The sequence below is a fragment of the Paraburkholderia sp. RCC_158 genome, assembly GCF_041355255.1.
In the GTDB taxonomy this organism is placed as follows: Bacteria; Pseudomonadota; Gammaproteobacteria; order Burkholderiales; family Burkholderiaceae; genus Paraburkholderia; species Paraburkholderia graminis.
Genome location: NZ_JBFUPM010000002.1, coordinates 186,535 through 200,158, shown reverse-complemented (window position 1 = coordinate 200,158; position 13,624 = coordinate 186,535). Strand labels below are relative to the sequence as shown.

Genomic DNA, 13,624 nt, shown 5'->3' with positions numbered 1-13,624 from the left:
CCAAAATTCGAAGGCCCGCATCCGTGCGGGCCTTTTTGTTTTGCCGATGGCTTTGGCCATCCATCGTCGCGCGAACGACGCGGCGGTATACGATGACGGCTTCGCAGCGCATCACCGCGCTGCCCAACGAACCCTGTCATCAGTCGGCAATCTCATGAAATTCATCTCGTTGCGCACCGCGCCTGCGGCCGCGTTTGCGGTCGCACTTACAGCTGCGTTTGCACTGGCCTTCACCGTGCTCATGCCGTTTGCGCACGCCGAGGAAGTCGGCAGCGTCAATACGAACTTTCGCATCACCGGCTCGGATCGCGTGGTCGTCGAGGCTTATGACGATCCTCTCGTGCAAGGTGTGACCTGCTACGTATCGCGCGCGCGGACGGGCGGCGTCAAGGGCACGCTCGGCATCGCCGAAGATCCCACGGAGGCGTCCATCGCCTGCCGCCAGGTTGGTGCGATCCATTTCAGCGGACCGCTCAAGCAGCAAGCCGATGTGTTCTCCGTCAGCATGTCGCTGATCTTCAAGGCACTGCATGTCGTGCGCGTGGTCGACACCAAACGCAACGCGCTCGTCTATCTCACGTACAGCGACCGCGTGGTGAGCGGCAGCGCGAAAAACAGCGTGAGCGCCGTGCCCATGCCGGCCGGCACGACCATTCCGCTCAAGTGAGCCCGCAGCGGCGAGACAACGCGCGACATAGCAGCACATAACCAGCGTCCTACGAAAAAGTGCAGCATGCGCATAGCCGGAAGGCGCATGCCGCCGACCGCTTGCCCGCGCTAAACTGAGTGGCTGAATGAAAGCCATGCCATGACCGCCGCCCATCGTTTTCGCAACTCCGCCCGTTACTGGCGCACGCCGCTTCTGCCCGGCGCGGACCTGCTCACGGCCGAATATCACGATCACGAATTCGCGCCGCATTGGCACGACGCGTACACGATCCCGGTGATCGTCGCGGGCGCGGAAGGCTACCGGTATCGCGGCTCGGACTACGTTGCCGAAGCGGGCGGCGTGCCGATCATCAACCCCGGCGAGTTGCACACGGGCTCGAAGGCGGTGGAGGCCGGCTGGCGGTATCGCGTGATGTATGCGCCCGTGCAGTTCATCCACGAACTCGCCGACGAAGTCGCCGGCAAGCCGCAGCCGCTGCCGTGGTTCACGCCCGGCGTGATCCGCGATCCTGATCTCGCCGCGCGGCTCGCGAACGCGCATCGTCTGCTCGAAGACGGCGCCGACGCGCTCGCCGCGGAAGCCGCGATGCTCGACGCGCTGTCCACCTTGCTCGTGCGCTACGCGCAGACACAGCCGGAACCCTCGCGCGTTGCCGCCGACGACGCCCGCGTCGCGACGATGAAAGAGCGTCTGACAGGCGATCTTCTCGAACCGGTTACGCTCGCCGAACTCGCGCAGGCCGCGGGGCTCTCGCCGTTTCACGCGGCGCGGCTCTTTAACCGCGCGACTGGCCTCCCGCCTCACGCGTGGCGCAACCAGGTGCGGCTGCAACGCGCGCTTGCGCCGCTGCGCGCGGGCGTTCCCGTCACCGATGTAGCCGCCGCCAGCGGCTTTACCGACCAGAGCCATTTCACGCGGCACTTCCGGCGCATGTTCGGCGTGCCGCCCGGACGCTGGCAGGGAGCGTGACGATCGCTCGTCCGCAAGAACGTACAAGTGCGGCCGCGCCTCGCCCGCTATGCTTCCCGGCTCAAGGAGGCAAGTCTTGACCCGCTCGAACCATCTCAAGGAATTCACCGCCGGCGCACGCGACATCATCCCGATGATGATCGGCGCAGCGCCCTTCGGTGTCATTTACGGCACGCTCGTCGCGTCCGGCCCGCTGCAGTTGTGGCACGGCCAGTTGATGTCGCTCGTCGTATTCGCCGGCTCCGCGCAGTTCATTGCGCTCGGGCTGATCGCCGGTCACGCGAGTTTTGCCGTGATCTGGGCGACGACGCTCGTCGTCAATCTGCGGCACGTGCTGTACAGCGCGACGCTCGCGCCGCATGTCGCGCATCTGCCCGCGCGCTGGCGCTGGGCGCTCGGCGCGCTTCTCACCGACGAGGTCTTCGCGGTCGCCTGGGAGCACTATCGCCACCGTGAGCCGGGCACCGTTGGACCGCACTACTTCTTCGGCGCGGGTCTCGCGATGTATCTGAACTGGCAGTGCTGGACGATCGCCGGTCTGCTGTTCGGCGCGGCGTTTCCGGGCCTGCAATCGCTCGGGCTCGACTTCGCGATGGTCGCGACGTTTATCGCGATCGTCGTGCCTCAGTTGGTCGCGCTGCGTTACATCGCGGCCGCGGCCACCGCGGGCACGCTGGCTTTCCTGTGGCAGGCGTGGCCGTACAAGCTCGGCCTGCTCGCCGCGGTGTTCGCGGGCGTGGTCGTCGGCGTTCTGCTGTCGACGCCGGGGCTTCGTTCGCGGCGCTCGCGCCGTTCCGCAGAGGCGTCGCGATGAACTACGTCGTCCTGATACTTGGCATGGCGCTGATCACCTGGGTGATCCGCGCGGCCGTCTTCGTGCTCGGCGACCGGCTGGTGTTTCCGCCGCTGGTGCGCACGGCCCTCGGCTTCGTGCCGGTGACCGTGCTGACAGCGATCATCGTGCCGATGGCCGTCTCGCCGCATGGCGCCGACGCCGGCGCCGAGTTGACCTGGCGCAATCCGCAACTGGTCGGCGCGCTGGCCGCTGTGGCGGCGAGCGCGCTGACGCGGCGCCCGCTGGTCACCATCGCGATTGGGCTGGCGGTGTTTTTTGTTTGGCAATGCGTGGTGCTGAGGTAGTGACTTGGGCGGCGCCCTGGTGAGTGCCTACTCACGTGGGAAGCGGCGCTGGTGGCGGTTGCGCCCGTCGCATTGCCAATGGCTGCGGCGGCCGGCCGCCGCAAACGCCTGCGCGTCTGCTCGCCTGACGCGTTGCCCGCCGCCGCTAACGCCCGGTCGTTCGCTCACCCGACGCATTGCCCGTCGCCTACGCGTGCTCGTCCACTCGCCGGATGCAGTGCCCACCGCCGCCTGCACCCGCTCGTCCGCGCGCCGGACGCATAGTCAGCCGCCGCCGCCCGCTCGTCCACTCGCCCGACGCATTGCCCGCCGCCTACGCGTGCTCGTCCACTCGCCCGATGCAGTGCCCACCGCCGCCTACGCCCGCTCGTCCGCGCGCCGGATGCATAATCCACCGCCACCAACGCCCCCGCTCGTCCCGCTCGCCGGACGCATTGGCCGCCGTCGCCGCCGCCCGCTCCTCAGCATCCTCGCCGCATCCCGCCACCAAAGGACGCCTCCAGCGCCCGCGCGCTACCCGATAAAACCCTTAAGTTTCCCGTCAATCCGCCGATAAGCAGTCGAGGTCCGCTCGTCGGGATACGGGATACGTCCCGCCAACGACGCGGCAACAGGCAGGAATCAAGCGCGTGGCCATCGCGCGTCGAATCTCCGGGTCCGCTTGCGACCGGAGCACACGACGAGGCCGCGCGGCAGGACCAAACGGGATAGACACATGGGTCAAATCACCCTCACGCTCAAAGACGAGACCATCGCGACGCTGCGCAAGGATTTCGAGGCTTTTCTGCGCGTATCGCTGAAGCTCGATCCGCAGTTCGCGACGCCGTCGTTCGAAGACTTTTTGCGCGCCAAGCTGCTCGACAACATGGTGCCGCTGACCGAACACGCGGTTCAGCGGATGTTGCAGGGCGGCCAGTATGCATGGGCGAAACGCACGCTGGACAAGGAGTTCCCGGACGTCGTCGCGATTCTGATGCAGCAGGCCGGCGAGTTCGGCTTCGGCTTCGCGGCACGCTCGGAATGGACGCCGGAAGAACTCGCCAAGCAGTGCCGCGACTGGGCGGCGGCCATCGTCAAGGAAGCCGAAGGCGACGCCGTGCTGGTCGACCCGCTCGCCGCGCAGATCAAGGGCGCCGTGCAGGACATCCAGGCGCTCGAGGAAGTCATGCAGACGCCGGCATGGCGGCTCGTCGAATCGTTGCGTCAGCGCGTGTACGAGGCGAAGGTCGCGTGCGAAACGAACGTGGGCAGCACGGCGCGCGAAAAGCTCGGCGAACTGCGCGGGCTGTTGCGCCTCGGCATTTCGCACGGCTCGTTCCAGAAACAGGAAGCGCAGCAGATCATGGAATATCTGCGCCTGCTGAAACCGGAAATTTTCGTCGAAGAACCGTACGACGTGTTCTCGCGGATGGCGGCATGGCTGCGCAACTTTTTCGTTCCGCCGCGTCCGACGCCTCAGCAGCAGCAACGTCAGTCGCGGTGAGCGTGGTGAGCGCTTAGCCGCTTTCCGGGCAATTTGTGGCTGCGGTCTGTGGCGCTGTGGTCTTTGGCGCTGTGGTCTTGGCGCTGTGGTCTTTGGCGCTGTGGTCTTTGGCGCTGTGGTCTTGGCGCTGTGGTCTTGGCGCTGTGGTCTTTGGCGCTGTGGTCTTTGGCGCTGTGGTCTTTGGCGCTGTGGTCTTGGCGCTGTGGTCTTGGCGCGGTGGTCTTGGCGCGGTGGTCTTGGCGCGGTGGTCTTGGCGCTGTGGTCTTTGGCGCGGTGGTCTTGGCGCGGTGGTCTTGGCGCGGTGGTCTTGGCGCGGTGGCCTTGGCGCGGTGGCCTTTCGGCGCGGTGGCCTTTGGGCGCTGCGGTCTTTGGCCGCGGTGGCCGCCTCGCGTGGCTGCTTCCGGGGCATTGGGGCGCTGCGGCCTCTGGTCACCTTGCTCGCCCCCGCCGCGCCGCTAGCGCCCCGCCGCACCGACCCCACTTGTCTCGCCGATGACTGCTCCGGCAAGCCGCCAGCAACCGGCTATAACCGGCTCTCAATCCCACATCTTCCTAAGCCTCGCCCCGATTTCGATCTTCGCCTGCGCCGCCGCGGCCAGCCCCGCGGCTGTCGGCGCGCTCGCCACGGGCACGCGCGGCCACGCATAAGCGTCGAACAAGGGCATCAGATGCGCGGGAATGAAGCGCGTGCGCGACGCCCACACATGGCGGTCGCCGAGATGCGTCTGGTTGTGCACGTAAAAGCGCTGCGGCACGACGATATGCAGATCTTCCTTCGCGCGCGTCATCGCCACGTAGAGCAGACGGCGCTCCTCGTCGATTTCGTCTTCGCTGCCCGTGCCGAGGTCGGACGGAATGCAGCCGTCGACGCCATTCAGCACGAACACGTTGCGCCACTCCTGCCCCTTCGCCGAATGGATGGTGGACAGGATCAGATAGTCTTCGTCGATGAGCGGCACGCCCGATTCGTCGCTGGTGGCGTCGGGCGGATCGAGCGTCAGTTCGGTCAGAAAGCGTTCGCGCGACGCATAGGTGCCCGCGATGCTTTCCATCTGCAGCACGTCGGCATGGCGGATCGCGGCGTCTTCGTGATTGCGCGCGAGGTGCGGCTCGTACCAGCGCCGCACCATCTCGAACTCGGCGGGCCACGGCGTCTGCCGCCCGTACACGCTCGACATCAGCCTGACGAACGGATGCCAGTCCTCCTGCGCGCGGGGCGGCGGCGCGAACGCCGCGAGCGCGTTGGCCGCCGAGTTGGCCAGACTCTCGGCCACAGTCCCGGCCGGATTGCCGACAGCGACACCGGCGCCGGCGCCGGCGCCGGCACGAGCGACGATCTCGTCCAGCACCTTGGCGGCGGTGGCCGGCCCGACGCCCGGCAGCAGTTGCACGACGCGGAAACCGGCCACGCGATCGCGCGGATTCTCGGCCCAGCGCAGCACGGCAAGCACGTCCTTCACATGCACCGAATCGAGAAACTTGAGTCCGCCGAACTTGACGAACGGGATGTTGCGCCGCGTGAGTTCGATCTCGAGCGCGGCGCTGTGATGCGCGGCGCGAAACAGCACCGCCTGCGATTTCAGCTTCATGCCTTGCTCGCGCGCTTCGAGCACCTGTTCGACGACGTAGCGCGCCTGGTCGGCCTCGTCGGCGACGGTCACGAGACGCGGGCGTTGCGCCGATGCCTTATCGGTCCACAAGTTCTTCGTGTAGCGCTCGCTGGCCAGTTCGATCACGGCATTGGACGCGGCGAGAATCGGCTGCGTCGAACGGTAATTGCGCTCGAGCGTGATCTGCGTGGCGGGCGGATCAAATTGCGCCGGAAAGTCGAGAATGTTGCGCACGGTCGCGCCGCGAAACGAGTAGATCGACTGGGCGTCGTCGCCGACCACGGTCAGGCCGCGGCCGTCGGGCTTCAGCGCGAGCAGGATGGACGCCTGCAGGCGGTTGGTGTCCTGATACTCGTCGACGAGCACATGATCGAAGCGCACCGACAGATCCGCGGCAATGGCCGGCTCGGCGGCCATGTGCGACCAGTAGAGCAGCAGATCGTCGTAATCGAGCACGCTTTGCTTCTGTTTGGCGTCGACATAAGCGGCGAACAGCATGCGCAAATCCGCCTCCCATTCGCGGCACCACGGAAACGCGCTGTCCAGAACCTGGCCGAGCGACGCGCCCGTGTTCACCACGCGCGAATAGATCGCGAAGCAGGTGCTCTTGGCCGGAAAGCGCCGTTCTTTCGCCGACAGCCCGAGTTCATGGCGCACCAGGTTCATCAGGTCGGCGGAATCCTCACGGTCGTTGATCGTGAAGGCCGGCGCAAGGCCGATCAGCTCGGCATATTCGCGCAACAGCCGCGCGCCGACGCTATGGAAGGTGCCCGCCCACGTCAGCCCTTGCGCGAGCGCGGCGCGCGTACCGAGCGCGGCGGTGGCGATGCGCGTGACGCGGCGGGTCATTTCGAGCGCCGCGCGGCGCGAGAACGTGAGCAGCAGAATCCGCCGGGGATCGGCGCCTTTCACCATCAGATTCGCGACGCGATGCGCGAGCGTGTTGGTCTTGCCGGAACCCGCGCCCGCGATCACCAGTAACGCGCCGGGCGGTGCGTGCGGCGTATCCGCGCCGTATTCGACGGCCTCGCGCTGCGCGTCGTTGAGCTTCGCGAGCCAGGCGGCGGCGTCGGATGGCGGCGGAGATTCGGCGACGGAAAGCACGTTTTTTGGCAGGCGTTGAATGGATCGGGAAGGCGACGCATACTGTATATCCATACAACCCTGGCGCACAAGCGCCCTTTTTTTCGCGGACGGCCGCGGGCGTTGTAGGCAGACTCAGCGCGGGACGCGTGGCGCCGTATGGCGTCGGCAGCCAGCAAGCCCGAGCCAGAAAACACAACGGCCCGTTCGCTTCACGCTGAACGGGCCGTCATAGACCAGCAAGCCTTCCGGCTCCTTCATCGCGCCGAGAGCCAGAACCCTACTGCTTCTTGGCATCCTTCAAATTGGCCTCGGCATTAGCCTTATCGGCGTCGGCTTGCGCCTCAGTCTTTTCCTTGTTGGCCTTGGCTTGCGCGACAGCCGCCTTCTTGTCCGCCTTCGACTGCTCCTTCGCCGCCTTCTTGTCGGCGTGCGTGACCGGGGCGGCGGCCGGATCGCTAGCCTGGGCGAAAGCCACCGACGACAGGCAGCCCGCGATCATCAGCGCGCAAAGCCGGCCAGCGGCGGATTTCATCGACTTCGTAGATTGAGTGCTGTTCATGCGATACCTCCTTGCCAAATCTAAATCTCATGGGCCCGGGCGAGAGCGCGTCGCGCCCGGGCGCAAGTCCGACGTGCCGGGCGCATCGCGCCCCGACGCGACCGGCGATTAATGCTTGACCTCGCCGCCGTCGGTCTGCGCGCCGGCCTGGCCCTGCATGTTCATCTTCATTTCGTTGCTGGCGGCCTGCTTGTCCGCCTTCATGTTGATCTTCGCGTCGCGCACCTGCTCCGTGTACTCGGACTTCGCGGCCTTCTGCTGCTGCTTCAACTCGGCCTTCGATGCCTTCTTCGACGCGCGGTATTCCGCGCTCGCCTTCGCGTTCGCTTCGCGCTTCTGGACGAGCGGATCGGCCGAGCCCGGCGCCGTCAGACGCGTCGGCGGCGGCGTGACCGGCTGCACGCCCTGCGCTGCCGGCGCGACATCGGCGCCCGGCGTCTGTGCCTGAAGTTGCGCTTGCGTATTCACGCCCGCGGCCGGCTGGATCGGCTGAACGGGTTGGCTGGTCTGCGCCACAGCCGCGGTGGCGGCAAAGGCGGTCATGGCGGTACCGATCAGTAGCGTACGAATCTGGGTCATGGCGATTTCCTCTTCAGGTTGTCGTGATGTGAGCCGTCCGGCGCCGCGTCGGCGGCGCTTTGCAGGACGCCTCCCGGTCTGCTCACAGCCGAACAAATTTTCGGCAAGCTTTGCTGCTGAGACCCACTTTACGAGTGAAGTCGTTTCGTGGCGACCGGTGTTACGCGACGTTTCACTTTCTGACAAGCGCATAACATCTACTTGCATTTGCTTGCGATGCGCTCGCCGACGCGCGGCCGGCATCCGCAATGACGCGGGCAAACGCACTGGCAAACACAGCGCGCCTTCTTCAGGGCAAGCTTGTGGCTTATGATGCGAACCCCTCGCCTGAAGGTGCAACGCCCATGCCCAACCTCGATTTCACGCTCACTGGCGACTACGTCGAACTCCACAATCTGCTGAAGATTACGGGACTCGCGGACAGCGGCGGCCAGGCCAAACTGATGGTCGCCGACGGCGCGGTGACCGTCGACGGCCGCGTCGAAACGCGTAAAACGTGCAAGATCCGCGCGGGTCAGGTGGTGCTGCTCGGCGACACGCGAATCGCCGTCCACGAGGCGTGACGCGGGCGCTGCGCCGGACCACGAGATTCCGCAGCCGGCTCGCGCACCAAAAACGTGCGTTCTCCATCGACAGTTCAGCGGCCACACAATAAGCTGTTGGTTTTGCCAGACACGCGCATGGGCCGAGGTCGTCGGCTTCGGATTCATGGCTGCACGCGCCATCGCAGGAGAGCGCGAACTTTTAGCCGCCGCCGCGTCCGCCGCTTGCGGGCGCCTCGTGCGCCGGCCGCTACGCCGTGCGTAAGCCGCGCCGTCCGCAAGCTAATGCCGCTGTCGTCCAACGCGCTGTCCCGATCCGCCCAATACGCACGCTCAATGACTCAATCCGGCTTCACCCGGTCCGCCGCCCCGCCGCCGACTTTCTCGCGCCACGCCGCCGACACCGCGCGGCTCGCCGCGCCGCTCGCGATCGCGCAACTGTCGCAAATGGCGATGGCCGTCACCGACACCATCCTGCTCGGCTCGCTCGGCCCCGACGCGCTCGCGGCCGGCGGCCTCGGCGCGAATCTCTTCTTCGTCGTGGTGACGCTGCTGCAGGGCGTGCTGACGTCCGTCAGCGTGAGCGTCTCGCATGCGCGCGGCGCGCAGGACGAAAGCCGCGTGCCGCACATCTACTGGACGGGTTTCGTGCTGTCGGTGCTGCTGTCGGTGCCGGCGTTCGCGCTGCTGTCGTTCGCCACGCCGATCCTGCTCGCGTTCGGCGAGCCCGCGCTGCTCGCGCACAACGTCGGCGAATATGCGGCGGTGCTGCGCTGGGGCGCGCTCGGCAGCCTGATCGGCGTCGGTCTGATGCGCTCGTTTTTGCCGGCGATCGGCGCGGCGCGGCGGCTCCTATGGGTATCGCTCGTGAGCGTCGGCGTGAACGGCGTCCTGAACTACGGGCTGATTCACGGCGCGTACGGCCTGCCGCGGCTCGGTTTTCTCGGGTCGGCCGCCGCGACGTCGATCACCGTCTGGCTGACCGCGCTCGTGCTGATGGCGCTGTTGCACCTGCGGCCGCGCTATCGCCACTTCGTCGTCGCAACGCGCCCCAACGTGCCGCTGATGGGCGAGCTGTTCGGCATCGGCTGGCCTGTCGCGATCACTTATGGCGTGGAGTCGACGCTCTTTCTCGCGACCGGCCTGATGGTCGGCCTGCTCGGCGAATCGCAACTGGCCGCGCACCAGATCGCGCTGAACGTCGCGTCGGTGGCCTTCATGGTGCCGCTCGCGATCGGCCAGGCGGCCAATGTGCGCGTCGGCTTCTGGTCCGGCGCGGGGCAGCCGCTGGCCGCGCGCCACGCGGGCTTCGTCGCGCTCGCGCTCGGCGTCGGCTTCATGACGCTGTCGGGCATCGTGCTGATCGCGGCGCCGCACTGGATCGTCGGGCTCTACCTGCATCTCGACGATCCGGCGAATGCCGCGACCGTCGCGCTCGCGAGTTCGCTGCTCGGCGTGGCCGCTATTTTTCAAATCGTCGACGGCATGCAGACAGTCGGTTCCGGTTGCCTGCGCGGTCTGAAAGACACCCGCATACCGATGATCGCCGCGGCCTTCGGTTACTGGGTGATCGGCTTTCCGACCGGCTATACGCTCGCGTTTCACTTCGGACTCGGCGCGCGCGGTTTGTGGTGGGGACTCGCGGCCGGGCTCGCGAGCGTCGCGCTGCTGATGACGCTGCGCTTTCACAAGCTGAGCTTGCGGCGCGTGCCGGCGAAGGATGCGCCGCCTGCTGCATCGGTGTGAAAGCGGCAGGACCAGGCGGGTCTGCGGGAATGAGCGCGCGGAAATAAGCGCGAGGACGGCAGCGGCAATTTCGTGCGTCGAGGCGCTACTTCGTGCTGCCTCTCGGAACGCTTACTTTCGTTGCACGCGCAACGAAGCGTCCGGCAGCCTTTGCGCGGCAACGGTAAAATGCGCGTTCGTTCTGAGCGACGCGAACCCGCGTCCATCCGACGAGAAAACGCGGCCGCGCTCCTCACAAAGGACCGCGCCGCCGGCAGGTCCGCCATCCGCTGACGCACTGCCTTTCTCCTGCAAGAGACCAATAGCGCAACCGGCGTGACACACACGCTGCGGGTAAGCGGCTCGCACGCGGCCGATTCGATCCGCGACGGCACCGCCGCTTCGCAGAACCATCGCCGCGCGCAGCGCCAATAGCGCTTAATACCGCATTACTAGAGACTTGGCTTTTCGCCAGTCGAGTCGCTTCTCACGAAAAAATACCCAACCAAGGACCTCGCCTCATGCTTGCCCGCATCACCCGTCTCTTTCCACTCTGGGCCGTGCTCATTTCGGTTGCCGCCTATTCGTCGCCGGCTTCGTTTTCCGGCATCGCGCCGCACGTCACCACCCTCCTGACCATCATCATGCTGGCGATGGGCGTCACGCTCTCCGTCGCCGATTTCCAGCGCGTCTTCACGCGGCCCGCGCCGGTGATCGCAGGCATCGTGCTGCATTACCTCGTGATGCCGCTTGCCGCCTGGGCGATCGCGAAGGCGTTGCGCATGCCGCCCGACCTGACGGCGGGCATGGTGCTGGTCGGCAGCGTCGCGAGCGGCACGGCGTCAAACGTGATGATCTATCTCGCGCGCGGCGACGTCGCGCTGTCGGTAACGATCAGCGCGTTGTCCACGCTGGTCGGCGTATTTGCGACGCCGCTCCTCACGCGCCTGTACGTGGACGCGTCAATCGCGGTCGACGTGCACGGCATGCTGATGAGCATCCTGCAGATCGTCGCGTTGCCGATCGTCGTCGGCCTCGCGGTGAATCATCTGTTCAACAAGACTGTGCGCAAAGTGGAACCCGTGCTGCCGCTCGTGTCGATGGTCGCGATTCTGCTGATCATCGGCGCGGTGGTGGGCGGCACGCAAAAGAGCATTGCGTCCGTCGGCCTCGTCGTGATGTTCGGCGTCGTGCTGCACAACGGCATCGGTCTGCTCGGCGGTTATTGGGGCGGCCGTCTGCTCGGTTTCGACGAAGCCGTCTGCCGCACGCTCGCCATCGAAGTCGGCATGCAGAACTCGGGCCTCGCCGCGACGCTCGGCAAGCTGTATTTCACGCCGATCGCCGCGTTGCCGGGCGCCTTGTTCTCGGTGTGGCACAACCTCTCGGGCTCGCTGCTCGCGGGCTTCTGGGCAGGGCGTCCGGCGAAAGGCTCGACCCATGCCAACGACGAACGCGCGGTGAATCCCGGACGCGTCTAAGCACGCCCATCTCGTGCCGCCGCCAACAGTCCGGCGGCCCGATTCCCCTTAGAATGGTTTTCTCGGCGGCGCGTGTGAAGACACTGCGCCGCCGCACGAAAAGCCTGAACAACAAAGGGGAAAGAGCGTGCAGTTGCCTACACAACAAAAGCAGACCGCGATGCAGCGCAAGCGTGCAATCAGTTCTACGAGACATTTCTTCCTGCTGTGTTGCGCATCGGCATTTCTGACCGCGTGCGCGACGAGGCCGCCCGCCACCGCGTTCGACCGCCCGGTCACTCACGCGCTGCCCGCCACCGAGAACACGCCGCTTCGCGCAGCGCTCGCGCCGCTTGAAGCCGCTCATCCGGACGAGTCGGGTTTTCGCGTGCTCTCGAGCGGCACCGACGCGTTGCAGATGCGCATCGCGCTCGCCCGCGCGGCGACCAAAACGCTCGACATGCAGTACTACATCGCCAACGAGGACACCACCGGCAAGCTGCTGCTCGGCGCGGCGCTCTATGCGGCGGATCACGGCGTGCGCGTACGCATGCTGGTCGACGACCTGAATTTCAAGGACATCGACCGCATCATGGCGGGCCTGAATTCGCACAGCAACATCGAGATTCGCGTCTTCAATCCGTTCGGCAGTGCGCGCGAAGGCGTGTTCGAGCGCACCACGAATCTCTTCACGCAGATCGGCCACTTCACGCGCCGCATGCACAACAAGGCGATGATCGCGGACAACCAGTTGGCGATTGTCGGCGGCCGCAATCTCGGCGACGAATACTTCAGCGCGAGCGAGGTGCTGCAGTTCCGCGACATCGACGTGCTCGCCGCCGGTCCGATCACCGCCGATGTCTCTGCGAGCTTCGACGACTACTGGAACAGCAGTCTCGCGTATCCGTTGCGTGTGCTGAACAAGCAGAAGTTCGACGCAAAGGAACTCGACCAGACGCGCGACGATCTTCGCCGGCACTGGCGCACCAACGCCGATCCGTACAACGCAAAGCCGCTGAATGCAACGCCGCTCGCCGCGCAGATTTCCAGCAGGCAACTCGGCCTGACGTGGGCGCACGCCGAGTTCAAGGCGGATGAGCCGGAGAAGATCGAGAACCCGTCGCCGGACTACGTCAGTCCGCCGCTGAAGCGGCTCGGCGAACTGATCAAGGACGCGCACAAGGATTTCCTGATCGTGTCGCCCTACTTCGTTCCGCACGAGGCGGGCGTCAAGGCGCTCAGCGAACTGACGCAGCGCGGCGTGCGCGTAGCAATCCTGACGAATTCACTGGCCGCCACCGACGCGGTCGCGGTGCAAGCCGGCTACAGTCCGTTTCGCGTGCCGCTGCTCAAGCAGGGCGTCGAGCTATATGAGTTCCGACCGCGCCAGGAAACGCCGGCCGCGGGTTTCGCGGGCTCGCGTTCGCGCGCGAGTCTGCATGCGAAGACCTTTATGATCGACCGGCGCATTCTGGTCATCGGTTCGATGAACCTCGATCCGCGCTCGGCGAATCTGAACACCGAACTCGCGCTCGTGATCCACAGTCCGCAACTGGCGGCGCAGGTGGCTGACATCTTCGACCGCGCGATCGAACCGCAACAAAGCTATCGCGTGACGCTCGCCGACGACGCGCAGCTCGCCTATCTCCGCTCGATCGGCGCGCCGCTGTCGCCGCTCGTCTGGACCGATGTGGAGAACGGCGTGCGGCGCACCTATATTTTCGACCCGCAGGCAGGGTTATACCGGAATGCGCTAACCGGGCTATTCTCCTTATTGCCGGTCAACGCAGAACTTTAAAAG

Annotated in this window: 12 protein-coding genes; 9 read left to right on the top strand and 3 right to left on the bottom strand. The window is 66.1% G+C overall.

Annotated elements, in window-relative coordinates:
• Positions 1-154 precede the first annotated feature (154 nt).
• From AB6809_RS05290 to AB6809_RS05270, 5 genes are all read left to right on the top strand, one after another.
• Positions 155-667, top strand: coding sequence for a CreA family protein (locus AB6809_RS05290; RefSeq protein ID WP_029967815.1), 513 nt, complete (start codon positions 155-157; stop codon positions 665-667).
• A 141-nt stretch (positions 668-808) separates the two neighbouring features.
• Positions 809-1,639 (top strand): AraC family transcriptional regulator, encoded by an 831-nt coding sequence (locus AB6809_RS05285; protein ID WP_006052860.1) that lies wholly within the window; start codon positions 809-811, stop codon positions 1,637-1,639.
• A gap of 49 nt (positions 1,640-1,688) precedes the next feature.
• Entirely contained in the window at positions 1,689-2,453 is a 765-nt protein-coding gene (locus AB6809_RS05280; RefSeq protein ID WP_029967816.1) for an AzlC family ABC transporter permease, read from the top strand.
• Positions 2,450-2,779 (top strand): AzlD domain-containing protein, encoded by a 330-nt coding sequence (locus AB6809_RS05275; protein WP_006052858.1) that lies wholly within the window; start codon positions 2,450-2,452, stop codon positions 2,777-2,779. The genes AB6809_RS05280 and AB6809_RS05275 overlap by 4 nt, the downstream gene beginning before the upstream one ends.
• Positions 2,780-3,494: 715 nt before the next feature.
• The gene (locus AB6809_RS05270; RefSeq protein WP_006052857.1) at positions 3,495-4,262 is read left to right on the top strand and encodes a DUF4088 family protein; all 768 of its coding nucleotides are present in this window, start codon (positions 3,495-3,497) and stop codon (positions 4,260-4,262) included.
• A gap of 536 nt (positions 4,263-4,798) precedes the next feature.
• Here the strand turns inward: AB6809_RS05270 and AB6809_RS05265 are convergent.
• The 3 genes from AB6809_RS05265 to AB6809_RS05255 all read right to left on the bottom strand — a co-directional run bounded on the left by AB6809_RS05265 (position 4,799) and on the right by AB6809_RS05255 (position 8,096).
• Positions 4,799-7,030, bottom strand: a complete 2,232-nt coding sequence (locus AB6809_RS05265) for an ATP-dependent helicase (protein WP_035569813.1) — start codon at positions 7,028-7,030, stop codon at positions 4,799-4,801.
• A gap of 205 nt (positions 7,031-7,235) precedes the next feature.
• The gene (locus AB6809_RS05260) at positions 7,236-7,517 is read right to left on the bottom strand and encodes a hypothetical protein (RefSeq protein WP_006052855.1); all 282 of its coding nucleotides are present in this window, start codon (positions 7,515-7,517) and stop codon (positions 7,236-7,238) included.
• Positions 7,518-7,625: 108 nt separating this feature from the next.
• On the bottom strand, positions 7,626-8,096 hold the full coding sequence (locus tag AB6809_RS05255; RefSeq protein WP_029967819.1) for a hypothetical protein: 471 nt from the start codon (positions 8,094-8,096) through the stop codon (positions 7,626-7,628).
• A 344-nt stretch (positions 8,097-8,440) separates the two neighbouring features.
• Between AB6809_RS05255 and AB6809_RS05250 the strand changes: the two genes are divergently transcribed.
• The 4 genes from AB6809_RS05250 to AB6809_RS05235 all read left to right on the top strand — a co-directional run bounded on the left by AB6809_RS05250 (position 8,441) and on the right by AB6809_RS05235 (position 13,621).
• Complete coding sequence (locus AB6809_RS05250) at positions 8,441-8,659, top strand: RNA-binding S4 domain-containing protein (protein WP_006052853.1); 219 nt, start codon at positions 8,441-8,443, stop codon at positions 8,657-8,659.
• Positions 8,660-8,974: 315 nt separating this feature from the next.
• A complete protein-coding gene (locus AB6809_RS05245) occupies positions 8,975-10,384 on the top strand; it encodes an MATE family efflux transporter (protein ID WP_029967820.1) in 1,410 nt (469 codons plus the stop codon).
• A 500-nt stretch (positions 10,385-10,884) separates the two neighbouring features.
• Positions 10,885-11,844: a bile acid:sodium symporter family protein gene (locus tag AB6809_RS05240; protein WP_029967821.1), complete on the top strand. Its 960-nt coding sequence runs from the start codon at positions 10,885-10,887 to the stop codon at positions 11,842-11,844.
• Positions 11,845-12,004: 160 nt separating this feature from the next.
• Complete coding sequence (locus AB6809_RS05235) at positions 12,005-13,621, top strand: phospholipase D family protein (protein ID WP_371026160.1); 1,617 nt, start codon at positions 12,005-12,007, stop codon at positions 13,619-13,621.
• Positions 13,622-13,624 lie beyond the last annotated feature (3 nt).